Annotated in this window: 25 protein-coding genes; 15 read left to right on the top strand and 10 right to left on the bottom strand. The window is 68.4% G+C overall.

Features of this window, described 5'->3' with window-relative positions; genetic code table 11:
* The first annotated feature begins 36 nt into the window (after window positions 1-36).
* From hemA to ppk2, 4 genes are read left to right on the top strand one after another with little or no spacing between them, the layout of a single operon-like run.
* Entirely contained in the window at window positions 37-1,320 is a 1,284-nt protein-coding gene (gene hemA / locus ROV93_RS11835) for a glutamyl-tRNA reductase (RefSeq protein ID WP_065178970.1), read from the top strand.
* On the top strand, window positions 1,298-2,380 hold the full coding sequence (gene prfA / locus ROV93_RS11830) for a peptide chain release factor 1 (protein ID WP_014036080.1): 1,083 nt from the start codon (window positions 1,298-1,300) through the stop codon (window positions 2,378-2,380). Before hemA ends, prfA begins: the two co-directional genes overlap by 23 nt.
* Window positions 2,381-2,385: 5 nt before the next feature.
* Window positions 2,386-4,092, top strand: a complete 1,707-nt coding sequence (locus ROV93_RS11825; protein WP_072167913.1) for a tetratricopeptide repeat protein — start codon at window positions 2,386-2,388, stop codon at window positions 4,090-4,092.
* 46 nt (window positions 4,093-4,138) lie between these two features.
* On the top strand, window positions 4,139-4,921 hold the full coding sequence (ppk2, locus tag ROV93_RS11820; RefSeq protein ID WP_072167912.1) for a polyphosphate kinase 2: 783 nt from the start codon (window positions 4,139-4,141) through the stop codon (window positions 4,919-4,921).
* A 494-nt stretch (window positions 4,922-5,415) separates the two neighbouring features.
* Here ppk2 and ROV93_RS11815 read toward each other — a convergent pair whose 3' ends face one another.
* Window positions 5,416-5,991, bottom strand: coding sequence for a TlpA disulfide reductase family protein (locus ROV93_RS11815; protein WP_072167911.1), 576 nt, complete (start codon window positions 5,989-5,991; stop codon window positions 5,416-5,418).
* Entirely contained in the window at window positions 5,988-7,262 is a 1,275-nt protein-coding gene (locus tag ROV93_RS11810; protein WP_005415390.1) for a YihY family inner membrane protein, read from the bottom strand. Before ROV93_RS11810 ends, ROV93_RS11815 begins: the two co-directional genes overlap by 4 nt.
* A 77-nt stretch (window positions 7,263-7,339) precedes the next feature.
* Here ROV93_RS11810 and wrbA point away from each other — a divergent pair, with 77 nt between their 5' ends.
* The 3 genes from wrbA (at window position 7,340) to ROV93_RS11795 (ending at window position 8,830) form a co-directional block, all read left to right on the top strand.
* Window positions 7,340-7,933, top strand: a complete 594-nt coding sequence (gene wrbA, locus ROV93_RS11805; RefSeq protein WP_049438254.1) for an NAD(P)H:quinone oxidoreductase — start codon at window positions 7,340-7,342, stop codon at window positions 7,931-7,933.
* Complete coding sequence (locus ROV93_RS11800; RefSeq protein ID WP_005415388.1) at window positions 7,930-8,265, top strand: DUF2069 domain-containing protein; 336 nt, start codon at window positions 7,930-7,932, stop codon at window positions 8,263-8,265. The genes wrbA and ROV93_RS11800 overlap by 4 nt, the downstream gene beginning before the upstream one ends.
* Window positions 8,266-8,344: 79 nt before the next feature.
* Window positions 8,345-8,830, top strand: coding sequence for an asparaginase domain-containing protein (locus tag ROV93_RS11795; protein ID WP_010481766.1), 486 nt, complete (start codon window positions 8,345-8,347; stop codon window positions 8,828-8,830).
* A 189-nt stretch (window positions 8,831-9,019) separates the two neighbouring features.
* Here the strand turns inward: ROV93_RS11795 and ROV93_RS11790 are convergent, their stop codons facing one another.
* From ROV93_RS11790 to sufT, 3 genes are all read right to left on the bottom strand, one after another.
* On the bottom strand, window positions 9,020-10,762 hold the full coding sequence (locus ROV93_RS11790; protein ID WP_072167910.1) for a S8 family peptidase: 1,743 nt from the start codon (window positions 10,760-10,762) through the stop codon (window positions 9,020-9,022).
* A gap of 451 nt (window positions 10,763-11,213) precedes the next feature.
* On the bottom strand, window positions 11,214-12,308 hold the full coding sequence (locus ROV93_RS11785; RefSeq protein ID WP_005412326.1) for a branched-chain amino acid aminotransferase: 1,095 nt from the start codon (window positions 12,306-12,308) through the stop codon (window positions 11,214-11,216).
* A 59-nt stretch (window positions 12,309-12,367) separates the two neighbouring features.
* Window positions 12,368-12,919: a putative Fe-S cluster assembly protein SufT gene (sufT, locus tag ROV93_RS11780; protein ID WP_005415385.1), complete on the bottom strand. Its 552-nt coding sequence runs from the start codon at window positions 12,917-12,919 to the stop codon at window positions 12,368-12,370.
* Window positions 12,920-13,041: 122 nt separating this feature from the next.
* Between sufT and ROV93_RS11775 the strand changes: the two genes are divergently transcribed.
* Window positions 13,042-13,461, top strand: a complete 420-nt coding sequence (locus ROV93_RS11775) for a membrane protein (protein ID WP_032953950.1) — start codon at window positions 13,042-13,044, stop codon at window positions 13,459-13,461.
* 176 nt (window positions 13,462-13,637) lie between these two features.
* Here the strand turns inward: ROV93_RS11775 and ROV93_RS11770 are convergent, their stop codons facing one another.
* Window positions 13,638-15,098 (bottom strand): NAD(P)(+) transhydrogenase (Re/Si-specific) subunit beta, encoded by a 1,461-nt coding sequence (locus tag ROV93_RS11770; protein ID WP_072167909.1) that lies wholly within the window; start codon window positions 15,096-15,098, stop codon window positions 13,638-13,640.
* The gene (locus tag ROV93_RS11765) at window positions 15,095-15,415 is read right to left on the bottom strand and encodes an NAD(P) transhydrogenase subunit alpha (protein WP_005415382.1); all 321 of its coding nucleotides are present in this window, start codon (window positions 15,413-15,415) and stop codon (window positions 15,095-15,097) included. Before ROV93_RS11765 ends, ROV93_RS11770 begins: the two co-directional genes overlap by 4 nt.
* 98 nt (window positions 15,416-15,513) lie before the next feature.
* Here ROV93_RS11765 and ROV93_RS11760 point away from each other — a divergent pair, with 98 nt between their 5' ends.
* From ROV93_RS11760 to ROV93_RS11750, 3 genes are read left to right on the top strand one after another with little or no spacing between them, the layout of a single operon-like run.
* Window positions 15,514-16,098 (top strand): RNA polymerase sigma factor, encoded by a 585-nt coding sequence (locus ROV93_RS11760; protein WP_080376936.1) that lies wholly within the window; start codon window positions 15,514-15,516, stop codon window positions 16,096-16,098.
* The gene (locus ROV93_RS11755; RefSeq protein WP_072167907.1) at window positions 16,095-16,421 is read left to right on the top strand and encodes a hypothetical protein; all 327 of its coding nucleotides are present in this window, start codon (window positions 16,095-16,097) and stop codon (window positions 16,419-16,421) included. Before ROV93_RS11760 ends, ROV93_RS11755 begins: the two co-directional genes overlap by 4 nt.
* A gap of 3 nt (window positions 16,422-16,424) precedes the next feature.
* A complete protein-coding gene (locus tag ROV93_RS11750) occupies window positions 16,425-16,886 on the top strand; it encodes a DUF3106 domain-containing protein (RefSeq protein WP_049414516.1) in 462 nt (153 codons plus the stop codon).
* A 101-nt stretch (window positions 16,887-16,987) separates the two neighbouring features.
* Here the strand turns inward: ROV93_RS11750 and ROV93_RS11745 are convergent, their stop codons facing one another.
* A complete protein-coding gene (locus ROV93_RS11745) occupies window positions 16,988-18,067 on the bottom strand; it encodes an NAD(P) transhydrogenase subunit alpha (protein WP_072167906.1) in 1,080 nt (359 codons plus the stop codon).
* A gap of 51 nt (window positions 18,068-18,118) precedes the next feature.
* Complete coding sequence (locus tag ROV93_RS11740) at window positions 18,119-20,440, bottom strand: DUF1631 domain-containing protein (protein ID WP_072167905.1); 2,322 nt, start codon at window positions 20,438-20,440, stop codon at window positions 18,119-18,121.
* A gap of 331 nt (window positions 20,441-20,771) precedes the next feature.
* Between ROV93_RS11740 and ROV93_RS11735 the strand changes: the two genes are divergently transcribed.
* The 4 genes from ROV93_RS11735 to ROV93_RS11720 are packed head-to-tail and all read left to right on the top strand — an operon-like array spanning window position 20,772 to window position 23,626.
* The gene (locus ROV93_RS11735) at window positions 20,772-21,353 is read left to right on the top strand and encodes a nitroreductase (RefSeq protein ID WP_061480136.1); all 582 of its coding nucleotides are present in this window, start codon (window positions 20,772-20,774) and stop codon (window positions 21,351-21,353) included.
* A complete protein-coding gene (locus tag ROV93_RS11730) occupies window positions 21,350-22,285 on the top strand; it encodes a 5'-3' exonuclease H3TH domain-containing protein (RefSeq protein ID WP_072167904.1) in 936 nt (311 codons plus the stop codon). Before ROV93_RS11735 ends, ROV93_RS11730 begins: the two co-directional genes overlap by 4 nt.
* Complete coding sequence (locus ROV93_RS11725; protein WP_061480126.1) at window positions 22,282-22,836, top strand: NUDIX hydrolase; 555 nt, start codon at window positions 22,282-22,284, stop codon at window positions 22,834-22,836. The genes ROV93_RS11730 and ROV93_RS11725 overlap by 4 nt, the downstream gene beginning before the upstream one ends.
* Window positions 22,829-23,626, top strand: coding sequence for an N-formylglutamate amidohydrolase (locus ROV93_RS11720; RefSeq protein ID WP_072167903.1), 798 nt, complete (start codon window positions 22,829-22,831; stop codon window positions 23,624-23,626). Before ROV93_RS11725 ends, ROV93_RS11720 begins: the two co-directional genes overlap by 8 nt.
* Before the next feature lie 136 nt (window positions 23,627-23,762).
* Here the strand turns inward: ROV93_RS11720 and ROV93_RS11715 are convergent, their stop codons facing one another.
* The gene (locus tag ROV93_RS11715; RefSeq protein WP_312539883.1) at window positions 23,763-25,175 is read right to left on the bottom strand and encodes an MFS transporter; all 1,413 of its coding nucleotides are present in this window, start codon (window positions 25,173-25,175) and stop codon (window positions 23,763-23,765) included.
* Between the last annotated feature and the right edge of the window lie 11 nt (window positions 25,176-25,186).

Below are 25,186 nucleotides of genomic sequence, written 5' to 3'. Positions count from 1 at the left end.
TCCAATGGCCAGCAGCTTATCGCAAGCAACTGAACAATGACCCTGTGGGTGCTCGGACTGAATCACCAGACCGCACCGGTGGAGCTGCGCGAGCGCGCGGCCTTCGCCGGTGAGGCGTTGCCGCGTGCGCTGGGCTCGCTGCGCGATACCCCGCAGATCGCCGAGGCGGTCCTGCTGTCCACCTGCAACCGCACCGAGCTGTACGCCGTGGCCGAGTCGGCACAGGCGCTGGACCAGTGGCTGCGCAGCCAGGCCGGTGACCTGCAGGGTTATCTGTACCAGCATGCCGATGCCGAGGCTGTGCGCCACCTGTTCCGGGTCGCCACCGGGCTGGACTCGATGGTGCTGGGCGAACCGCAGATCCTCGGCCAGGTGAAGGACGCCTGGTCGACCGCGCGCGACCATGGCCTGCTCGGCCAGCGCCTGGACCGCCTGTTCCAGCAGACCTTCTCGGTGGCCAAGCGGGCGCGCACCGATACCCAGGTCGGTGCCAACCCGGTATCGGTGGCGTCGGCGGCGGTGCGCCTGGCGCAGAACGCGTTCGCCCGGCTGGACGACTCCACTGTGCTGCTGGTTGGTGCCGGCGAGACCATCGAGCTGGCTGCACGGCACCTGAGCGAAGGCAAGGTGCGGCGGCTGCTGATCGCCAACCGCACCCTGGCCCACGCGCAGGAACTGGCCAGCCGCCATGGCGGCGTGGCCCTGCCGCTGACCGAACTGGACCGTCACCTGGGCGAGGCCGACGTGGTGTTCTCGGCCACCGCGGCGCGCGAGCCGGTGATCCATCGCGAGATGGTGGCCAAGGCCCTGCGTGCACGCCGGCACAAGCCGATGCTGCTGTTCGACCTGGCCGTTCCGCGCGACATCGAAGCCGAGGTCGGCACGCTCAACGATGCCTTCCTCTACACGGTCGATGACCTGGAGCGCGCGGTGGAAGACAACCGCCGTGGCCGCCGCGAGGCCGCCGCCGAAGCCGAGGCGATCATCGACCTGCAGGTATCGCGTTACGTCGAGACCCAGCAGGCCAGTGCCCATCAGGCGCCTTTGCGGCAGCTGCGTGCGTTCGGCGAGGCCACCCGCGCCGAGTTGCTGGAGCGCGCACGCCAGCAGCTGGCCAACGGCAAGCCCGCCGACGAAGTGCTGGAACTGCTGGCCCACGGCCTGACCAACCGCCTGCTGCATCCGCCGACCGCCGCACTGCGCGCCGCCGCGCTGAGTGGCGATGCCGACCTGACCCGCGCCGCCGAGCGCCTGTTCCCGGCCACGCCGGGCTACCACCACCCACCCGTGAGACCCGATGACGCCGACCCTGCGCCGTAAGCTGGAAGCGCTGGCCGAGCGCCGCGAAGAACTGGAACGCCTGCTCGCCGAACCCGACGTGGTCGCCGACAACACCCGTTTCCGCGACCTTTCGCGCGAATTCGCCCAACTTGAACCGGTCGCCACTGCACTGGCCGATGAAGCCCGTGCCAAGGCCGACCTGGCCGCCGCCGAAGGCATGCGCGCCGACCCCGACCTGCGCGAGCTGGCCGACGAGGAAATCGCCGCCGCGCAGGCGCGCCTGCAGGAACTGGAGCAGGAGCTTGCGCTGCTGCTGGTGCCGCGTGACCCGCGCGACGAAGGCAACCTGTTCCTGGAAGTGCGCGCCGGCACCGGCGGCGACGAAGCCGCGATCTTCGCCGGCGACCTGTTCCGCATGTACGCCCGCTATGCCGAGCGCCAGGGCTGGAAGGTCGAGATCGAATCGGACAACCCCGGCGAGCATGGCGGCTACAAGGAAGTGGTGGCGCGTGTGGTCGGCCGTGGTGCGTTCTCGCGCCTGAAGTTCGAATCGGGCACGCATCGCGTGCAGCGCGTGCCGGCCACCGAATCGCAGGGCCGTATCCATACCTCGGCCGCGACCGTGGCGATCATTCCCGAGGCCGACGAAGTCGATGACATCGTCATCAACCCGGCCGACCTGAAGGTGGATACGTTCCGCTCGTCCGGCGCCGGTGGCCAGCACGTCAACAAGACCGAGTCCGCGATCCGCATCACCCACGTGCCGACCGGCGTGGTGGTGGAGTGCCAGACCGAGCGCAGCCAGCACGCCAACCGCGACAAGGCGATGAAGCGCCTGAAGGCGCAGCTGCTCGATGCCGAGCGCCAGCGCCAGGACGCGGCACAGGCCGAGTCGCGGCGCCTGCAGGTCGGCAGCGGCGATCGCAGCCAGCGCATCCGCACCTACAACTTCCCGCAGGGCCGGATCACCGACCACCGCGTGGAAGGCCTGACGTTGTACGACCTGCCCAACATCCTGGCCGGTGACCTCGACCCGCTGCTGCAGCGGCTCAGCCACGAACACCAGGTCGACGCCCTGGCCCAGCTGTCGGCGGGCTGAGCACGATGACGGCCTGGCAGCAGCGGCAGCACCTGCAGCAGGCGATCGCACGCCAGCCCGGCGACTTCGTCGCCTGGGTGATGCTGGCCGACCTGGAACTGGAAGCCGGCGACATCGCTGCCGGCGAGCAGGCCGCACGACGTGCCCTGCAGCTGCGCCCCAACCACCCCGAAGCGCTGGCGCGGCTGGGGCGCGTGGCGTGGATGGCCGGCGCGCACGCCGACGCGGCGAAGCTGCTCGGCCAGGCCTCGGCATTGGCCCCGCAGCACCCGGGCATCGCGTTGTGGCTGGGCCACGCGCTGGAAGATGCCGATGATGCCGAAGGCGCAGCAGCGGCCTATCGCCGCGCGCACGCGCTGATGCCGGGCGAACCCTACATCGCCGCCCAGCGCCTGGCCTGGCAGCGCCGCCTGTGCGACTGGCAGGACGTGGACACGCTGGCTGCGCAGGTGCGCAACGCGCTCGCCGCGGGTCAGGGTGCAGTGGAACCCTTCGCCTTCCTCAGTGAAGACGTAAGCGCTGCGGAGCAGTTGGCCTGTGCGCGCGCACGCGCCGCGGTCGTTGCGTCGGCGGTGCGCCCCCTTCCTGCAGTGAAGGTTCGCGAGCACGGCGCGTTGCGCGTCGGCTTCCTCTCCAATGGCTTCGGCGCCCATCCCACCGGGCTGCTGACCGTGGCCCTGCTCGAACACCTGCGCCATGACCCGGCGTTGCAACTGCACCTGTTCGCGCTGAACCGCGCCGATGGCAGCCGCATCCGCGAACGCCTGCAGGCCGCCACCCGCCTGCATGACGTGGCCGCACTGCGGCATGCCGACATCGCGGCCCGCATCCGTGCACAGGGCATCGACCTGCTGTTCGACCTGCGCGGCTGGGGGGGCGGCGGCACGCCCGAAGTGCTGGCCATGCGCCCGGCCCCGTTGCAGCTGAACTGGCTGGCCTACCCCGGCACATCAGGTGCGCGCTGGCTGGATGCCGTGGTCGCCGACGAATTCGTGCTGCCGGCATCGCTGGAACCTCACTTCAGCGAACGCGTCCTGCGCCTGCCACGTGCCTTCCAGCCCTCGGACAACACCCGCGTACTGGAACCGGCACCGTCCCGCGCCGAGTGCGGGCTGCCCGAACACGGCGTGGTGTTCTGCTGCTTCAACAACAGCTACAAGCTCAACCCGCGCAGCATGGGCCGCGCCTTCGCGGTGCTGCAGGCCGTGCCCGGCAGCGTGCTGTGGCTGCTGTCCGGGCCCGGCAAGGCCGACGCCCGCCTGCGTGCGGCCGCGCAGGCCGCAGCCCTGGACCCGGCGCGCCTGGTGTTCATGGCCAAGCTGCCGCATCCGCAGTACCTGGCCCGCTATCAGCTGGCCGACCTGTTCCTCGACACGCATCCGTACAACGCGCACACCACCGCCTCCGATGCGCTGTGGGCCGGCTGCCCGGTGCTGACCTGCCCGGGTGATACCTTCGCCGCGCGCGTGGCCGGCAGCCTCAACCATCATCTGGGTCTTTCGCGGATGAACGTTGCCGACGATGCGGCGTTCATCGCCACTGCCAGCGCGCTGGGCAACAAGCCGGCGGCGCTGGCAGCGTTGCGTGCCGAACTGGCGCAGGCACGCGAAGACAGTGGTGTATTCGACATGGCAGGTTTTGCCCAGGACCTTTCCGCCCTGCTGCAGACGCTGGCGGGCGAGCAGGGCTGGCGCGGCGTCGACACCCCCTGAGCAACCGCTGCGTTACGCTCCGGCTTCCTCCCCGCGTGGCGTGACGATGGCCAAGCTCAAGCGCAAGGACTACGACGAACTGCTGCTGCCGCTGCAGCTGGAACTGACTGCAATGGCGCGCTGGGTTCAGTACAGCGGGCAACGCCTGCTGGTGCTGTTCGAAGGCCGCGATACAGCCGGCAAGGGCGGTGCGATCCAGGCCATCAGCCAGCATCTCAACCCGCGCCAATGCCGGGTGGTGGCGCTGCCCAAGCCCACCGACCGTGAAGCCACGCAGTGGTACTTCCAGCGTTACGCCGCGCATCTTCCCGCCGCCGGCGAGATCGTGCTGATGGACCGCAGCTGGTACAACCGTGCCGGTGTTGAACGGGTGATGGGTTATTGCAGCGAAACCGAGTACCAGCAGTTCCTGCGCCAGGCGCCGGTGTTCGAACAGCTGCTGGTGGACGACGGCATCCTGCTGTTCAAGTACTGGTTGTGCGTGGACCAGGAGCAGCAGGAAAAGCGCTTCGCCGAACGCCATCTCGATCCGCTGAAGGGCTGGAAGCTCTCACCGGTCGACCTGAAATCGCGCAGCAAGTACAGCGCGTACACCGAGGCCCGCGAGGCGATGCTGCGCGCGACGCATCGCGAGGCGGCGCCGTGGACGCTGGTGGACTTCAACGACCAGCGGCTGGGCCGGCTGACCCTGGTGCGAAACCTGCTGGACCGGTTGCCGGATACGCGGGTGGATGCACCGTTGCCGGAGCTGCCGAAGCTGAAGGGCAAGCTGCATCGCGAGCACTTCGATGTGCTGAAGCCGATCGAGGACTTCCCGGTCGAGGATTAGGGTGGGTCGGCAGGGCCTGCGGCCCTGCACCTGCGGTAGTGCCGGGCGCTGGCCGGCAACAGCAACAGCAACACCCCGCACTCCGGCATCGCCCCACCTCTGACAGATTCCGGCGATCTGGTAGATCCACGCCATGCGTGGATGAATCTCCATTGAAATCGAACATTTCGACAATGGAACGAAGAGCATCCACGCATGGCGTGGATCTACGTGTCGACCAAGGTCGACACCCACCAAGAGCAGGCCATCCCATTCCGGCAGATCGCGGAGAACTGTCAAAGGCGGGGTGGGTCCGGTTGCGGGGGCGTGAGCCGCATGGATGCGGCGACCGAGCCTACAGGGACGTATTTACGGCGTCCCCGGCAACCGGACCCACCCCGCCTCCCCACAGGAAACCCTCTTGGGCTGTTGCTGTTGCTGTTGCTTTTGCTGGGGTTGCCGGCCAGCGGCCGGCACTACCGCGGGTGCAGGGCGCAGCCCTGCCGATACCCAACCTACTTGGCAGCAGCGATCTGCTTTTCGATGTCGGCGGCGGTCACCGGGCCAAGGAACGTGTGCGCCAGCTTGCCTTGCGGATCGATGAGATGCGTCAGCGGCAGACCACGTGGCGTGGCGAAGTCGGCCGGCGGATCGAACGGGTCCACGATCACGATCGGATAGGTCACCGGATGCTTGGCCAGGAACGACTGCATCTCCGGCACTTCGATGTCCTCGTAGGCCAAGCCGACCACTTCGATGTTGCTGCGCATCGCATGCAGGGCCGACAGCTCGGGCATCTCCTTGCGGCACGGCGCGCACCAGGTGGCCCAGAAGTTCACCACCACCCACTTGCCGCGATGCGCGGCCAGGTCGTAGTCGCTGCCATCCACCGCCTTCATCTTCAGCGTCGGGAACTCGGCGGTGGTGCGCTCGGCCGGGGTTTCCTCGACCGGTGCCGGCGTGCTCGGCGTCGGTGCCTGCGCCGGTGGCTGGCTGCTGGCCGGTGCCGGCTCCTGGGCCGGTTTGCAGGCCGCCAGGGCCAGCAGCAGGGTCAACGGGAGCAGCAGCGGCAACGACGTCTTGCGGGTCATGGGGTGTCTCCAGAGTCGGTATAGATATCACTGACCTTGCGCTTCAGGCGTTCGCGCAGGGGCAGTCGCAGGTCATCCAGCGCCGCCAAGGCGGCACGGCCCAGGCTGTCGTCGCGATACGGCAGGTGCTGCTCGGCTACCGGGATGCGCAGCTGGGTGCATTCGTACAGATCGGCCAGGCTGACCTGGTCCAGGTCGCGCGACAGCAGCCACTCGCCGCGCTCATCGCGGCGCAGCAGGTCGATCTCCTGCAGGTTGCAGATCAGGTCCTGCAGCAGTGAATCGGTCAGCATCGGCTCCAGCCGCAGGATCTCGTCATCGGCCAGGCCTTTGCCCTTGGCCCGCGCATGCTGGAAGCGGCCAAGCAGGCGCAGCAGCCCATAGAACTCGTACCCCTGCGGCAGGCGCAGCTCGACCGGCTGGTAGCGGAAGGCGGCCATCGAGGAGGCCAGCGACGCACCCAGCAGCACCGCCACCCAGCACAGGTAGATCCACAGCAGCAGGATCGGCACGAAGGCGACCGTGCCATACAGCTTCTGGTAGGACTGGAAGCTGCCCAGATACGCGCCGATGCCCCACTTCACCAGTTCAAGGATGACCGCCGCCAGGATCGCGCCGGGCACGGCATGCCGCCATTTCACCGTGTGGTGCGGTACCACACGGAACATCAGCGTGATGCAGACGAACTCGATCAGGATCGGTGCCAGCCGCAGCGCAAGTTCGGCCAGCCAACGGCCCTCCTGGGTACCGAACAACGGCATCGCGAACACCCGCGCCGACACCGCCAGCGACGCAGCGGCGAGCATCGCGCCCAGGGTCAGCACGGTCCAGTAGACCAGGAAGCGGGTCAGCTTGGGCCGGCTCGAGCCGACCCGCCAGATCTGGTTGAAGGTCTCTTCCACGCTGTTGAGCGTGATCAGCAGTGAGGCGACCAGTGCGATGAAGCCGGCGGCGGTCAGCTGGCCGGCACTGGCCGAAAACTGCCGCAGGTAACCCTCGGCCGCGCGCGCAGCGGAGGGCACGAAGTTGGAGAAGACGTAGTCGCTGAGCTGGTCGCTCCAGCGGTCGAAAACGGGGAAGGCCGAGAGCACGCCGAACACCACGATGGCCAGCGGTACCAGCGCGAACACCGTGGTGTACGCCAGCGCCGCCGCTGCCTGGAACAGGCGGTCGTCGAGGAAGCGATGCCACAGGAAGCGGCCGAAACTGATGGCCCGTGCGCGATCCCGCGCGCGCTCCATCCACAGGTTGAGCGTATCCAAAGGTTCCATCGGTGGAAGGGTACCCGATGCGGAATGCTCGCAGGATAGCCATACTGGTGGCCACACGACGAGGAGAAGCGGGCACGATGGGCGAGATTCTGGTGCTGTATTACAGCCGGGGCGGTTCGGTGGCACGGCTGGCGCGCCAGATCGCGCGGGGCATCGGCGAAGTGCCGGGCATGACCGCGCGCCTGCGCACGGTGCCGCCGGTGGCCGCAGTGACCCAGACCGCGCAGCCGCCGGTACCCGACGATGGCGCCCCCTATGTAAGCGTGCAGGACCTGGTCGAATGCCAGGGCCTGCTGCTCGGCAGCCCGACCCGCTTCGGCAACATGGCCGCGCCGGTGAAGCATTTCCTGGATGGGCTGGGCGCCGAATGGGTCAATGGCACCCTCTCCGGCAAGCCGGCCGGCGTGTTCACGTCCACCGCATCCATGCATGGCGGGCAGGAATCGACCCTGCTGTCGATGCAGGTGCCGCTGCTGCACCATGGCTGCGTGATCGTCGGCATCCCGTTCACCGAACCGGCGCTGAGCCATACCACCAGTGGCGGCACACCCTATGGCGCCAGCCACGTAGCCGGTGCCGCCGACGACCCGCAGCCGACCGACGACGAAGCCGTGCTGGCGCGCGCGCTGGGGCGCCGGGTGGCCGGCATCGCGCAGCGGTTGGCCCGATGAGCGCCGCGCCGCGCACGGTCCTGCTGCTGGCCCTGATGGGGCTGGCCGCGCTGTTCGCGGGCTGGTTCATCAATGACAAGCACTGGCTGGCGACCCAGCTGGTGTTCACCGCGCCGCCGCTGGCGCTGGCCATCGCCGTGCGCCTGGGCTGGCGCAAGGCCGGATTCTGGGCCTCGGTACTGGCGCTGGGCTGGTTCAGCCACGGCGTGATGAGCGCCTGGAGCCACCCGGAAACGCGCTGGCTGGCGCTGATCGAGATCGCGCTGGCCCTCCTGGTGATCTTCAGCGCCAGCCTGCCCGGCCTGCGCGCCCGCTTCGGCAAGCAACGCTGACGCTGCGCCCGCTGGGTCGTATCATCTGCATTCCTGGCCCCGCGCCGCAGTACCTGTCCTGGTTTCGCGCATGCACATGATGGAAGAGCTCCTGGTCGTCACCACCGGTGGCACGATCGACAAGATCTACTTCGACGACAAGTCGGACTACCAGATCGGCGATCCGCAGATCGGCATGATCCTGCGCGAGCTGGGCGTGACGTTCCGCTTCAACGTGATTCCGATCCTGCGCAAGGATTCGCTGCACATCAACGATGAGGACCGCGAACTGATCCGCGCCACCATCGCCGCGCAGCCGACCCGGCACGTCCTGGTGACCCACGGCACCGACTCGATGGTGCAGACCGGCAAGGTGCTGGCGACAATCCCCGACAAGACCATCGTGATGACCGGCGCACTGAGCCCGGCACGCTTCCGCGGCTCGGATGCCGAGTTCAACATCGGCTGTGCGATCGGTGCGGTGCAGTCGTTGCCGAGCGGCGTGTACATCGCGATGAACGGGCGGATCTTCGACCCGCAGCACGTGCGCAAGAACGTGGCCGCGAACCGCTTCGAGTCGGTCTGAGGAACCGCGCGCCGACCAAGCTCGGCACCTGCCAGAGCGCTGCCCTTGTAGTGCCGAGCCATGCTCGGCAACCGCGTGCCAGCGCGGCACAACGGTCCGCAGCCAGAGCAGCCGAGCATGGGCTCGGCCCCACAGAAGCAAGAACGCCCCGGCCGAAGCCAGGGCGTGCCCTTGGAGAGGGACTTGGGCTCAGTACTGGGCGTTGAGGGTCACGCCCGAGAAGGTGCTGTAGGCCTTCACCCGCACATACCACGTGCCAGCGGCAGGGCTGTTGATGGTGCAGGTCTCGCTGTTGCCACTCAGGTACGGACGGCAGGTGTAGCTGGTATCGGTCGGGGCACTGCCCTGGCGCACGTACAGGTCGGCATCGCCGCTGCCGCCACTGATCGTCACGCGCAGCTGGCTGCTACCGGCCGGAACGGCGACGGTGTAGTTCAGCTCGGCACCGGTCGCAGCGCCCAGGCCGGTCACCGGCACGTTGTTCTGCAGCACGTTGCCACCCGGGTTCGGGTTGCCACCGCCGTTGATCGCCGCAGCCACGGCCGCGTTGGCGTCGACGATGCCGGCGCCGCAGCCACCCGAGCAGGCGCCCGGCAGCGGGCGTGCAGTGCTCTTGATGATGCTTTCGACCTGCGCCGGGCTCAGCGGGCTTGGCGCGACCGACTGCATCAGCGCAACCACGCCGGCCACATGCGGCGCCGCCATCGAGGTGCCGTTGTACGACGCGTAGCTGGCGCTGCCCGGCGTGGTGGTACCGGTGTTGAGGGTGGACAGGATGCTCTGGCCCGGGCCGGAAATGTCGATGCCGGCACCGTAGTTGGAGAAGCTGGCACGCGCACCGGCCGAGGTTGTGGCCGCCACCGCGATCACGTTCGCGCAGTTGGCCGGCACCGACGAGGACACGTTGGTGTTGCTGTTGCCGGCGGCGACCACCACGGTGGTACCACGGCTGACCGCGCCGTTGATGGCGTTCTGGTAGGTGGCCGAGCAGGTGCCGCCACCACCCAGCGACATGTTGATGACCTCGGCCGGGTTGGCGTTGGCCGGCACGCCACTGACGGTGCCGCCAGAGGCCCACACGATCGCGTCGGCGATGTCGGAGGTGTAACCGCCGCACTTGCCCAGCACGCGCACCGGGACGACCTTGGCATTGAACGCAGTACCGGCCACGCCGGTGCTGTTGTTGGTCACCGCCGCCACGGTGCCGGCGACGTGGGTACCGTGCCAGCTGGAGTTGGAGGCCGGGATGCCCGAGCCGCACTCGTTGGCGCCGTACCAGTCGCCCTCGTCATTCGGGTTGTTGTCGCGGCCACCGCCATCGCGCGCCATCGCGGCATCGCTGATGAAGTCATAGCCAGGCAGGATGTTGGCGTTGAGATCGGGATGGTTGGTGATGCCGGTATCGATCACGGCCACCACCACGCCGGTGCCGGTGGCCTTGTCCCAGGCCGGCCGCACGTTGATCGACGCGTTGGAGGTACCGAAGCCCCACTGTTCGCTGAAGCGGGTGTCATTCGGGGTCAGCGTCGCACGCATGATCTGGTCGACTTCGACGTATTCCACGTTCGGGTCGGCGGCGAGCTTGCGCATCAGCAGCTCGGATTCGGCCTGGTCAAGCGGGCGATCGGTCTTGACCAGGGTCGGGCCAACGGCCAGCTTGCGGACCTCCTGCAGGCCCAGCGCGCGGCCCTGGCTGCTGGCCAGGCCGGCGGCGGCAGTCTTCAGAGAAGAGGCCAGTGCCGTGGTGTTGGCCACCGGCGCACTGCCGTCGCGGTACTTCACGATGAAGCGCTGGTGCGTCGGCGCGGACTGCAGGCCGCTGAGCTGGACGTCACCGGCCAGCGCAGGCGTGGCCAGCAGCAGCGATGACAGAACGGACGCACCAAGGACCACCCACACTCGACGCACACGCGGTTGCGTTACCTGGGACATCGTATTTCCCTTTCTTGTGGTGTGAATGCCGGAATCGGCAGAAGCACCGGCCCGAACCCTGGGCTGGCTTGCGTTGGCGAGGTTCGAAGTCCGATGAGTCAGCGGATCCCCCTAACGATCCGCCGTACATATGACGCTAATGGCCGAAACCGGACACCACAAGATTTTCAGCGTCTTTTCAGCAAGATGAAATGTTCGTTCTGAGACTTTTTGGGTCGAGGGTTTGTGAAGGTGAAGGAACTTTCTCGTGTCCTGCACAGACCTGACTGGGTCGTCACGTGTCCTGGAATGACTTTGCCGACATCGGCGTCCACCGATCCGGGGCAGATCCCTTTCTCACGCGGAAAGGGATCTGACCCCTTGGCTCGAAACGCAGAAAGCCCGTCGCGGGGACGGGCTTTCCAGAAGCGCAGCCGGGCGCGGGCCCGGCTCTACGATTCGATGTGGGCGATCAGCCCAGCTTGACCAGCCAGTTGTGGCGGTCCGGCAGGCGGCCGTACTGGATATCGGTCAGTTCCTTGCGCAGCGACATGGTCACTTCGCCGGCCGGCGCGTTGATGTCGCCCACCGAGAAGCCCTCGCCCTTCAGCTGGCCGATCGGAGTGACCACCGCGGCGGTGCCACAGGCAAACACTTCGCTGATCGCACCGGAGGCGACGCCGTCCTTCCACTCGTCGATGCTGACCTTGCGCTCTTCGACCTTCATGCCACGGTCGCGGGCCAGCTGCAGGATGCTCTCGCGGGTGATGCCCTCGAGGATGCTGCCCGACAGTTCCGGGGTGACCAGCGTGCCGTCCTTGTAGACCAGGAACACGTTCATGCCGCCCAGTTCTTCCAGGTACTTGCCTTCGACCGGGTCGAGGAACAGTACCTGCGAGCAGCCCTGCGCCTGCGCCTTCTGCTGCGGGAGCAGCGAGGCGGCGTAGTTGCCACCGCACTTGGCGGCACCGGTGCCGCCCTTGGCCGCACGCGCGTACTCGGTGGACAGCCAGATCGACACCGGGGCAACACCCTTGGCGAAGTACGGGCCGGCCGGGCTGGCGATGACGTAGTAGCCGGCCTTGTGCGCGCCGCGCACGCCGAGGAAGGCCTCGTCGCCGATCATGAACGGGCGGAAATACAGGCTCGACTCATCGGCCGAAGGCACCCAGTCACTGTCGACGGCGATCAGCTGCTTCAGCGATTCGACGAAGATCTCCACCGGCAGTTCCGGCAACGCCAGGCGCTGCGCCGAACGCTGCAGGCGACGGCCGTTGGCATCCGGGCGGAAGGTCCAGATCGAACCGTCGGCGTGGCGGTAGGCCTTGATGCCTTCGAAGATTTCCTGGCCGTAATGCAGCACGGCGGCGGCCGGGTCCAGCTGCAGCGGGCCGTAGGCGCGCACATTGGCATTGTGCCAGCCGGCATCCTTGTCCCAGCGCACTTCCACCATGTGATCGGTGAAGTGCAGGCCGAAGCCCGGCTTCTCCAGGATCTTGGCGCGCTCTTCAGCGCTGCGCGGGTGGTCCGAACGGGTGACGGCGAAGCTGGGGATGGACTGGGACACCGGAGGATTCCTGTTCTGGTTGCGGGTAGTGCCGGGCCCGCGTCACTGCGGGCCCTGGGTCAAAGCATGCCGGTCTCTAGCCGGGCCGCCTCGGACATCATGTGCTGGTTCCACGGCGGGTCGAACACCAGGTCGACGTCGGCCTCGGCCACCGTCGGGATCATTTCAAGCTTGCTGCGCACGTCGTCGACCAGGATCTCGCCCATGCCGCAGCCCGGGGCGGTCAGCGTCATCTTCACGTCGATCTCGCGCTTGCCCTCATCCAGGTGCTTGATCTCGACTTCATAGACCAGGCCCAGTTCCACGATGTTGACCGGAATTTCCGGATCGAAGCAGGTGCGCAGCTGCTGCCACACCAGCTGCTCCACCTGTTCATCGGTGGCGTCGGCCGGCAGCTCGAGCGGCGCCGGTGCCTCCTTGCCGATGGCATCGCCGTCCTTGCCGGCGATGCGGAACAGGTTGCCCTCGACGAACACCGAATAACTGCCGCCCAGCGCCTGGGTGATGTACCCATAGCTGCCGGCAGGCAGGGTCACGGTATCGCCCTGCGGGACCATCACGGCCTCGCAATCGCGTTCGAAGTGGACAGGTTCGCTGCTACGGGAATACATGGGGACCGATATGGGGCCGTGGCCGAGGCCACGCAAGACGGCATTCTAGCCCAGCCGCCCCCGCACCGCCGGTGCACTGCGGCAAACCACAGTATCCTGTGGGTGATCTTCTGGGAGCTTCGATGTCCTCCAATGCCGCGCGTGCCAGGACCGTGACCTGGCTCTGGCCCCTCATGCTGCTGCTGGGCCTGTTTGTCGCTCCCCTCGCCTGGATGGTCCTGGCGCTGATGACCGGCCGGCAGGTCGGCTGGATGGCGGTGCTGGCCGCCCTGGAACTGGTGTTCATGCTGCGCCTGGGCACGCTGGGCCCAGGCCGGCTGCGCGTCGCCCTGGTCGTGCTCGGCACCCTGCTGGTGGCCGCCGTGGCCAACTGGGCCATCGCCAGCGCCTGGATGGGCGGCTCGATCGGCCTGGACCTGTGGGATGCCACCACGCGGATGGGCCCGCACCTGGCCTGGACCCTAATCAGCCTGGCCAATGGCGCGGTGGAATGGCTGTGGCTGGCCGTGGCCGTGGCCGTAGGTGCCTGGCTGGCGCGCTGAGCGCGTAGAGATTCGTGGATTCGGTAGTGCCGGCCGCTGGCCGGCAAAGGCGTGCGGACCAGGGACCGCACCTACCCGCTGCAGCCACCACGCGCGGATGGGGTAGTGCCGGCCGCTGGCCGGCAAGGGGGGCAGAGCCCTTTCCTGCGGAAAGGGATCCGACCCCGGTCCTCAACTCAATGCCCGCCGTCGAGCGCCTTCAGTTCACTCACCAGCGAGGCCGCCGCTTCGGCGCCGTCGCCATAGAGCATGCGGGTGTTGTCGGCGTAGAACAGCGCATTCTCGATGCCGGCAAAACCGGTGCCCTTGCCACGCTTGATCACCACCACGTTGCGCGCGTTGACCACGTCCAGCACCGGCATGCCGTAGATCGGGCTGGCCGGGTCGGTCCGCGCCACCGGATTGACCACGTCGTTGGCACCGATCACCAGCACCACGTCGGTATTGGCGAACTCGGGGTTGATGTCGTCCATGTCGGCGATCAGATCGTAGGGCACGCCGGCCTCGGCCAGCAGCACGTTCATGTGCCCGGGCATGCGCCCGGCCACCGGGTGGATCGCGAACTTCACTTTCACGCCACGCTGGCCCAGCCGCTGCGCCAGTTCCCAGATCTTGTGCTGGGCCTGCGCCACCGCCATGCCGTAGCCGGGCACGATCACCACGCGCTCGGCAAAGGCCATCATCGCCGCGACGTCCGACGCTTCGATGGGCTTCTGCGCGCCGGTGATCGCCTGTGCCTCGCCTCCGGCACCGCCGCCGAAGTTGGAGAACAGCACGTTGCGGATCGGCCGGTTCATCGCCTTGGCCATCAACCGGGTCAGCAGAATGCCGGCCGCGCCGACCATCATGCCGGCGATGATCAGCGCCTCATTGCCCAGCACATAACCTTCGAACGACACCGCCAGGCCGGTGAATGCGTTGTACAGCGAGATCACCACCGGCATGTCGGCGCCACCGATCGGCAACGTCATCAGCACGCCCAGTGCCAGCGCCAGCACGAAGAAGGCGACGATTGCCGAGGTGTTCAGCGTGCTGGCCGCGATGATCGCCAGCACCGCCACCGCCAGTGCCACCATCAGGTTCATCAGCTGCTGGCCGGGCCAGGTCACGCGCTTGTCCAGGCGTCCGTCCAGTTTGGCCCAGGCGATCACCGAACCGGACAGCGAGACCGCACCGATCGCCGCGCCGACCACCGCCAGCAGCAGCACCATGCCCGAGGGCTGGCGCGCGGCCAGGTCGGCCAGCGCCTGCTCGCTCCAATGGCGGGTATCGCGGTTGGCAAGGAAGGCATAGCGCAGCAGTTCCACCGCACCGATCGCCGCCGCCGAGCCACCGCCCATGCCGTTGTACAACGCCACCATCTGCGGCATGTCGGTGATGGCCACCTTGCCGGCCGACCACCAGGCCAGGCCCGCGCCCAGCAGCAGTGCGACCAGGATCAGCGGCACGTTGTGCAGTTCAGGCAGGAAGAAGGTCGCCACCGTGGCCAGCAGCATGCCCAGCCCGGCCCAGCGGATGCCGCTGCGCGCGGTCAGCGGCGAAGCCATGCGCTGCAGACCCAGCAGGAACAGCGTGGCGGCGACGAGGTAGCTGGCCTTGACCAGCCAGTCGAGCAGTTCGACGGTGCTGATGTTCAAGCCTGTGGCTCCTTCGGTTCGTCCCTGCCGCCCTTGGGCGCGCTCGGCTTGAACATCTCCAGCATGCGCGCAGTGACCACGTAGCCACCGGCGGCATTGCCGGCACCGAGCACCACGGCAAGGAAGCCCAGCGCCTTTTCCAGCGGCGTCTGCGCGTGCCCCAGCACCACCATCGCGCCGATCAGCACGATGCCGTGGATGAAGTTGGAACCCGACATCAGCGGGGTATGCAGGATCACCGGCACCCGCGAAATGATCACGTGGCCGGCGATGGCCGCCAGCATGAAGATGTACAGCGCTACGAACCCGTCACTCACTGGCAACGCTCCCGCTCTGTCTTCGTCGGCCCATCATAACCACGGGCTGAACCCGGCGCGCACCCGGCGTCAACCGCGGCGACGCTCACGCGTTGTCGATGGTGAGCCCGAGCGAGGAACCGTACCCTGTGCTGGTGAGCAGCCCCGTCCCCCCGAGCGCCGACACCGATGCCCTGCCGGCATCGCTGGAGGCGTTCCTGGCCAGCGTCGGCCCGCGCGCGTTCCGTTTCGCCGAGGCCGGCCTGCGCCAGCGCGAAGACGCCATGGACGCGGTGCAGGACGCGCTGATGCGCATGCTGGACTACGCAGACAAGCCAGCGGCCGAATGGGCGCCCCTGTTCTGGAGCATCCTGCGCCGCCGTGTGATCGACCTGCAGCGCCGGCGCCGTTTACGCCTGCCGTTCTGGCGCGACAACCAGGACGCCGACGGAGCCGGGATCGACTGGGCCGACCCCGGCCCGGACCCGGCGCAGGCGCACGAACAGCGCCAGCAGTACCAGCAACTGGTGCAGGCGCTGCGTACCCTGCCCGCACGCCAGCGCGAGGCCTTCACCCTGCGCGTGCTGCAGGACCTGGACGGGGCCACCACCGCCCGCGCCATGGGCTGCAGCGAAGGCGCGGTAAAAACCCATCTGGCACGCGCCCGGCAGGCGCTGCAGGACTACCTGGAGACCCACCCGTGAACCGCTCCCTGCCTTCCGATGACACCCTGCGCGACCTGCACGCGCAGTCGCTGCAGGCGCTGTCGCCGGCCACGCTGGCACGGCTGCGCCTGGCGCGCCACGGCGCCAGCGCGGCCCGTCACGGGCGCTGGCGCTGGTGGCTGGCCAGCGCCTGTTCTCTGGTGGTGGCGCTGGGGGTCGGCCTGCAGTTCAGCGGCCACAGCCCCCTGTCGCCCGCCGTGCCGGCACCGGTGCTGGCCTCGATGGAAGACAACAGCGTGCTGTACGACGAAAATCCCGATCTGTACCTGTGGCTGGGCGATACCGACCTGGCGATGGAGTGAATCATGTCCCGACTGCACACCCTGCCGCTGCTGATGACCCTGTTGCTGCTGCCGGCCCTCCCGGCGCTGGCGCAGAGCGCCGCGCCCGCCCCTGCGGCGCGCCCTGCGCCGGCCACGCCGCTGCCGGCCTGGGAACAGTTGAGCGAAGCGCAGCGGGAATCGCTGCTGGCGCCACTGCGCGACCGCTGGAACAGCGCCGATGCCGGCCAGCGCCAGCGCATGCTCTCGCATGGCCAGCGCTGGCAGACGATGAGCCCGGAGGAGCGCGACAAGGCCCGCCGTGGCCTGCGCCGCTTCGAGCACATGAGCCCGGAACAGCGTGAACAGGCCCGGGCCCTGTTCGGGCAGATGCGGGATCTGCCGCCCGCGCAGCGCGACGCACTGCGCGAGCGCTGGTCGCAGATGACGCCGGAGCAACGCAAGGACTGGGTGCGAGAGAATCCGCCGCCGGCGAAGCCGCGGTAAAGGCAACGTTCAACCCTTTGTGGAGCCGAGCCCACGCTCTGCTGCTCTATCGCGCCTGCGCAAGCCGAGCATGGGCTCGGCTCTACAGGAGGCAATGAGGTTCACCCCTGCCAGCGCGTCTTCGCCAGCAGTTCGTCGTCCCAATCGAAACCGAGCTGCCCGTCGCGCACGAACAGCGCAACGAAGTTGAGCAGGTTGCGCGCATACATCTCGCTGGCCTGGGTCGCGCCGCGGCTGGCCAGGCCCAGCGGACCGTCGATGGTCACGCCCTGGTGTTCGATGCACTGCCCCGGCAGGGTCAGTGCGCAGTTGCCGCCACTTTCCGCCGCCAGATCAACAATGACGCTGCCGGTGGCCATGCCTTCCACCATCGCGGCGGTCACGATGGTCGGTGCCGGGCGGCCCGGTACCGCAGCCGTGCAGATCACCACGTCCACACTGCGCAGGTGGTCGGCCAGCCGACGCTGCTGCTCGGCGCGCTCGTCATCGGTCAGCGCCCGCGCATAGCCTCCCTCGCCCGCCGCGCTGACCCCGAGGTCGAGGAAGCGTGCGCCCAGTGACTGGATCTGCTCGCGGGTTTCCGGGCGCACGTCGAAGCCTTCCACCTGTGCACCGAGGCGGCGCGCGGTGGCGATGGCCTGCAGGCCCGCCACGCCGGCACCGATCACCAGCACCTTGGCCGGCCGCACGGTGCCGGCAGCAGTGGTCAGCATCGGGAAGAAGCGCGGCGCGCGTTCGGCGGCGATCAGCGCCGCCTTGTAGCCGGCCATGCCGGCCTGCGAACTGAGTACATCCATCGCCTGCGCACGGGTGGTGCGCGGCAGCTGCTGCAGCGCGAACAGCTGCAGGCGACCATCGGCCGCCAGCGCGGCCAGCGCCGGATCGCTGGCCGGGGCCAGCAGGCCGACCACGCTGGCGCCGGGCTTGAGCTGTTCCAGCACCGCCGCAGGGGGGGCCTGCACGCACAGCAGGATATCGATCTCGGCCCAGCGGCCCGCGTCGAAGACGCATGCACCGGCATCGTCATAGGCGGCGTCGGTGAAACCAGCGGCCAGACCCGCGCCCGCCTCATACCAGACGGCAATGCCCAAGGCCCCGAGCCTGCGCGCGGTCTCCGGCGTCAGTGCCACGCGCCGTTCGCCCGGCGCGGTCTCCTTGATCCCCAGCAACGCCACGGCCATGCAGATCCCCGCTGATCGGTGAGTTTCCCGATCCTAGCAGGCGGCACCCGCTCAGTGCAGCGTGGCGCTGCCCGGGTCGAGGCGATCGATCACGCCCTGCATGGCGCTGTCGAAGGCGCCATCATCAACGTGGGCACGCAGGCGGCCCAGCCGCATCATCACCGCCAGCTCTTCAGGCGAGGCCACGCAGAAGCGCACGCCGCGACGGTTGACGAACAGCAGGCGCGAGGAAATCGGGCTGACCCAGGACAGCTTGCCCGCCTGCACCTTGCCATCCTTGTCGACGAAGTCCAGCCAGTTGCCGATTTCCATGCGGCGGAAGCGGTCGGCATCGGCGTTGTCGAAATCGTCGGCGTCAATCTGCCCGCCAAGCTCAACCGCCGGCGATTCAGCCACTGGCGGCGCCGGCAAGGCAACCTGCGGCAGCTCCGGCAGCGCACGCTGCAGTTCCGGCCGCGATTCGGCGATGCCCTGCAGGGTGTCATGCAGGGCATCGATGGCGGCGGTTGCCGCATCGCCGTGCACGCCGACGCTGGCAAACACCTTGGCCAGCACCGGCTGCCAGGCCTGCAGCCACGGCTTGCCGACGATCTGGCGGCGGGCCTCGGCCACTTCCTCAAGCAGGCCATCGCCAAGGCTCAATGCCTCGGCCACCGACGCGCCTTCTTCTCCCTCGCGCAGCAGCGCCAGGGTCAGATGATGCTGCCACGGCTGGCGCAGGAACTCGGCAATGGCCGGCGGCAGCGTGGCGTCACCGATGCGGCGGTCCAGTTCCGCACCGGCCCGGCTGCGGGCCATCTCCAGCTTTTCCTGGCCGCGCTGCGTTTCTGCGGCACGGCGCTCGGCGATTTCCACCCGGCGACGATGCTGCACCAGGAACTCGCGGAATTCCTCTTCCAGGGTCAGGAAGATCGCCAGGTTCTCGTTGAACTCGGCCACCAGGCGCTCGATGATCTCTTCGACCTTGGCCATCAGCATGCGCTCGGCCTGGCTCTCGCCGGTGTTGCCCTCGCAGGCCTCGGCCAGCGAGTTGAGCAGCTTGCGCGCCGGGTGGGTCTTCTGCACGAACATGCGGCGGTCGAGCATGGCGACCTTGACGAAAGGCACCACCAGGCGGCCGATCAGTTCGCGCGAGCGGCCTTCCAGTTCGCGCTCGTCCAGCATCACGTCGAACAGCATGCCGACCAGGTCGATGGCGTCCTCATCCTGCGGGTCCAGCCGGGTCTGGCCCGGATCGACGCCAAGCTGGGTGGCGCTGGACAGCACTTCGCTCTTCAGGCGCTGGGCCAGCGATTCGCCGTCCTCGCCGATGGCCGCGCGCAGGGTGGCGCTGGGCGTGGCCTGCAGCAGCGACAGCACCGACATCATTTCGCGCTGGCTGAGCGGGCGCTGCTGGCCAACCGCCACCTGCGCCGCAGACGTGGCATCCTCACGCACGTGGCGGGTCTGCTGCAGCAGTTCGTGCAGCGCTTCCAGCAGCATGCCCTGCTGGCCAGCGTAGGCCTCGCCGGTGGCGCCGTCATCGCCGCCCAGGTGCTGCTGCATATGCCCGCGGCGCTCGGACCAGCGGGCGGCGAAGCGCTGCGCCCAGGCCGGTGCGGCCTGCTCGTCATCGCTGAACCCCGGATCGACGCCCACGCCGTGGCGATGCTCGACCAGGTCATCCAGCATCCCGGCCATGCGCGGATCCGGTGCCGGCGGTTGTGGGCGCTGCGGAGCCCCCATCTGCGACATCACGCCGGCTGCGGCCAGCTGCTCGTCCAGCTTCTCGTAGATGCGACCGACTGGTGCACGCAGGTCGCGCTCGCACAGCTTGATCAGCACCAGATGCACTTCCGGGGCCAGTTCACAGCCGGCAAAGGCCTCGTGGATGGCCACGCCCAGGTGTTCGGGGCTGATCGGATTGTGGTCGGCGTCCAGTTCCGCGCCGCCGATCAACCGGCCCAGGCGGCGATCCAGCCGCGCCAGCACCGGCTTGAAGTCACGCAGCAACACAGTGGCGAAATTGCGCACCGCCAACCGGGATTCCAGCACATGCTCGGCCAGCAGGCTGAGCCCATCCTCGGCCGGCCCGGACAGGGTCGCCTCGGCTGACAGCGGCTCACCAGCCTCCAATGCGGCCCAGGCCTGCTGCAGGTGGCCTGCGAAAGCGGCCGCGATGTCCTCACGGCGCCGGCGCAGTTCGCGCATCGCGTCCAGGAACAGCAACTGCGACGAGCCGGCATTGCCGGCGCGGTCGAACAGGGCATCGTCGAAACGCGCCAGTGCCGCCCCGAAGGCCTGGCACAGCGCGGGCAGGACCATGTCCCGGGCACGCTGGAGCTGGGCCGGGTCACGGCCCGGCGATCCCATCGGTGTGGGCACGCTCATCATTCGGGAAGGCTCCCCACCTTCTCTGGTACGACAGACAGCATGGACATCGCGGCTTCCGGCACACCCCATGTACCGGAACGTCGATGGTAGGCCGGCCAGCCCGTCACGGACAGTGAAACAGTCCTCACTTCAAACCTCATGACCGGCGGCCCGGCAAGACAGATATCGTAAGCCGTGCAAGGCCCACGAGGCGAGGGGAAGCGGCTGTCCGTTTCCCGCCAGTGGCATGATGTTCATCACAGTTTGGTATTCAAGGGCCGGACGCGACACAAACGGCGTCATTGACCACCCCGACTATAATCAAACGCCCGTGATGACCGGTTCAGACTCCATGCCCGATCCTGCTGCCCTGCTCGCCCTGGATGCCCGCCGCTCGGTGCCCTCGCGGCAACTGGGCGAGCCCGGGCCGGACCCGGCCACCCTGCAGCGGATGCTGGCCTCGGCGGTGCGCGTGCCCGACCACGGCAAGCGCGTGCCGTTCCGCTTCCTGAAAATCGCAGGCGATGCACGTCACACTCTGGGCGAGTTCCTGGCTGAACGCAGCCGCCAGCGCGACCCACATGCGGGCGAGGCCGTGTTCGAGAAGGACCGCCAGCGTTTCAGCCACGCACCGCTGGTGATCGTGGTGGTGGCCAGCCCGCGGCCGGACCCGAAGGTGCCCGAACAGGAACAGCTGATGACCGCCGGCTGCGTCTGTTTCGCCCTGCTGCAGGCCGCGCAGGCGCTGGGTTTCGGCGCACAGTGGCTGACCGCCTGGATGGCCTTCGATCCAGCCGTGCAGGCCCACCTGGGCCTGGTCGACGGCGAACGCATCGCCGGCTTCATCCACATCGGTACGCCCAAGGCCGACGTACCCGAGCGCGAGCGCCCCGACCCGGCGGCCCTGCTGCGCGACTGGACGCCCCCGGCATGACCCTGCCGGCCGCCCCGCCGTCGCTGTACCTGGTTGATGCCAGCATCTACGTGTTCCGTGCCTGGCATTCACTGCCAGACCAGTTCCAGGACGCACAGGGCTGGCCCACCAATGCGGTGCACGGCTTCGCCCGCTTCCTGCTGGACCTGCTCGAGCGCGAGCGCCCGCGGCACATCGCCATCGCCTTCGACGAAGCGCTCGACAGCGGTTTCCGCCACCGGCTGTATCCGGCCTACAAGGCCAACCGCGAGCCGGCACCGGAGGCGCTCAAGCGCCAGTTCGTGCACTGCAAGGCGCTGTGCGCGGCGCTGGGCCTTGCGGTCCTGGCCCACCACGACTACGAGGCCGACGACCTGATCGGCAGCGCCCTGCACGTACACCGGGGCAGCCATCGCGGGGTGATCATCTCCGCCGACAAGGACCTGTCGCAGCTGCTGGTCGACCATGACGAGCAGTGGGACTACGCCCGCAACCAGCGCTGGAACGTGGCCGGGGTGAAGGCGCGGCACGGCGTGCACGCGCACCAGATCGCCGACTACCTGGCGCTGTGTGGCGATGCGGTGGACAACATTCCCGGTGTCAGTGGCCTCGGCAGCAAATCGGCCGCCGTGCTGCTGGCCCATTTCGGCAGCATGGATGCGCTGTTCGAACGACTGGACGAAGTGCCGTTCCTGCGCCTGCGTGGCGCTGCACAGATGGCAGTGCGGCTGCGCGAGCAGCGCGAGCACGCCCAGCTCTGGCGCCAGCTGACCACCATCGCGCTGGACGCGCCGTTGGAGGGCAGCCAGCCCGGACTGCTGCGCCAATCGGCCGATCCAGAGCTGCTCGGTGGCCTGTGCCAGACCCTGCGCTTCGGCCCGATGACCCGCCGCCGGCTGTTCGACGCCGCCGGCGTGGCCGATCCTCTTCCCTCCCACAGCGAGCCCGCATGAGCCAGCGCAATACCGAAGCCCCGCGCGTCGTCTACGAAGGCAAGTACCAGCGCATGCTGGTGCGCGGTACCTGGGAATACAGCGAACGCACCCATGCCGGTGGCTTGGCCGCGATCATCATCGCCGTCACCCCGGAGGACAAGGTGCTGTTCGTCGAACAGTTCCGTGTACCGCTGCAGGCGCCCACCATCGAAATGCCGGCCGGCCTGGTCGGCGACATCCACGCCGGCGAATCGATCGAAGTCTCGGCGGTGCGTGAACTGGAAGAAGAAACAGGTTGGACCGCCGATCACGCCGAAGTGCTGATGATCGGCCCGACGTCTTCCGGCGCCAGCAGCGAGAAGATCGCCTTCGTGCGCGCCACCGGCCTGCGCCGCATCGGCGAAGGGGGCGGTGATGACAGCGAGGACATCACCGTGCACGAGATTCCACGCAATGAGGCTGCAGCGTGGCTGGTGCAGAAGATGGGCGAAGGCTACGAGCTGGACGCCAAGCTCTGGGCCGGGCTGTGGATGATCGAGCACCACCTGGACGGGCGCCCGCGTGGCTGACGCTGACCTGCACAGGCTGCCTGCGTTGCTCGGCGCCGACGACCCGGCGATCTACACGATCCACCGGGCGCAGGGCGTCTCGCCCTACCTCCTGCTTGCCGACCACGCCGGCCAGCAGGTGCCGCGTGCGCTGACCGGGCTCGGCCTGCCCCAGGCCGAGCTGGACCGCCATATCGGCTGGGACATCGGCATCGCCGGCACCACCCGTGCACTGGCCGAACGGCTCGATGCCTGGGCGATCGAACAGACGTACTCGCGGCTGCTGATCGACTGCAACCGCCCACTGGCCTCACCGACGCTGATTCCGGAGGTGAGCGACCACACCGTGGTGCCGGGCAATGCCGGGCTGTCGGCGGCGCAGCGCCAGCAGCGCATCGATGCGATCCACGCGCCGTACCATGCACGCATCGAGACCGAGCTTGATGCGCGCCGTGATGCCGGCCAGCCCACCCTGCTGGTGATGATGCACAGCTTCACCCCCGTGATGAACGGCACGCAGCGGCCCTGGCACGCCGGCGTGCTGTACCACCAGGACATGCGTTTTGCCCATGCCCTGCTGCAGGCATTGCGCGAAGAAGGCGACCTGGTGGTGGGGGACAACGAACCGTATTCGGTCAGCAGTACCAGCGACTACGCGGTGCCGGTGCATGGCGAAGGCCGCGGGCTGGTGCACGTGGAACTGGAGATCCGCCAGGACCTCATTGCCGATATGGCAGGGCAGCAGGCGTGGGCCGAGCGGTTGGCACGGATCTTCGGCGCGCTGCAACCGGAGTTGCTGGCGCTGGGTTGAACGCGCGTGGTTCCATCCCGTATCGGTAGTGCCGGCCGCTGGCCGGCAACCTCAGTGATCCAACCACCCCGAGATTGCCGGCCAGCGGCCGGCACTACCACAGGCGCGGCACATCCCCCCACGGCAACCCCTTCAATCATGCCTCGTTGGCCGGGCAGACGGTGGCGGCCGATTCGGCCGGTGCCGGGCGCAGGCCCAGCGCGATCACCACGCCGAACAGTGAAAACAAGGCGGCACCGTATTCGGCGCGCACCAGCCCGGCCAGTGCACTCGGCGAACCGGCTGTACCGGCATCGGCATTGGCCACCATCACCAGCACGGCCAGGCCCAGCGCACCACCGATCTGCTGCGCGGTCGCCGCCATGCCAGATGCAACACCCTGCTGTGCGGACGGCACGCCCTGCCCGGCCACGATCCACATCGAGGTCCAGGTCATGCCCTGGCCGATGCTCAGCACTACCACGCCCGGCAGCAGCGGCCAGAAGTTCGCGCCGTGCGGCAGCGTCGCGGCCACCCAGGCGATACCGATGGCGCCGGCCAGCTGCCCGATCACCAGCACCTTGCGCGCGCTCCAGCGCTGCAGCGTCCACTCGGCCAGCTGGATGCCGACCGTGCACACCGCAGTGGCGGGCAGGAACGCCAGGCCGGCCTGCAGCGGGCTCCAGCCGTAGCCGTCCTGGAAGTACAGCGCCATGAAGTAGTACTGCACCCCATAGCTGCTCATGAAGGCGAAGGTCAGGCCCAGTGCCGCGCGCAGTCCGGGCAGCCGCAGCAACGCGAACTGCATCAGCGGATCGCGGCTGCGCTGTTCGATCTGCACGAACGCCACCAGCAGCAGCACCGACAGCAGCAGGCAGCCCAGCGTGGCCGGCGCAGTCCAGCCCCACTCCGGCCCTTGCACGAGGGTAGTGACCAGCAGGCTGCCGCCGGCAGTGACGGTGATGCAGCCGGCCAGATCGAACGAGCGGCCCTGCGCACGCGGGCCATCGGCCGGCAACCACGCACCCGCAGCCACCGCGCAGGTGGTGGCCAGCGGCACGATCACCGCCAGCACCGCCGGCCAGCCGAACGCCTGGGTCAGCACGCCACCGAGCAGCGTGCCCAGCGCCAGGCCCACCGCGCTGGCCATGCTCCAGATCGCAAGTGCACGGTTGCGCACCGGACCTTCCGCATACGACGTGTTGATCAGCGCCAGCGTGGCCGGGAACAGCAATGCCGCGCCGATGCCCTGCGCCGCACGCGCGATGATCAGCAGGGTGGCGTTCGGCGCCAGCGCGCCGAGCAGCGACGCCAGTGCGAACAGCAGCATGCCCAGCCGGTAGAAGCGGCGACGGCCGATCAGGTCGGCGGCACGGCCCCCCAGCAGCAGGCTGCCGCCAAAGGCCACGGTGTAGGCACTGACCACCCATTGCAGCTGCTGTGCGTTGATCTCCAGCGCGCGCCCCATGTCATGCAGGGCGACGAAGATGATGGTGGCGTCCAGGGCGATGATCAGCTGGGCGGTGGCCAGCAGGGCCAGCGCCCAGCGCGGGTACTTGAGGGGAGGCATCGACGGTCCGG

Source organism: Stenotrophomonas maltophilia group sp. msm4, from assembly GCF_032025605.1.
Taxonomy (GTDB): Bacteria; Pseudomonadota; Gammaproteobacteria; order Xanthomonadales; family Xanthomonadaceae; genus Stenotrophomonas; species Stenotrophomonas sepilia.
The sequence above is the reverse complement of the archived record's forward strand: the minus strand, read 5'-3'. Positions and strand labels throughout refer to the sequence as shown.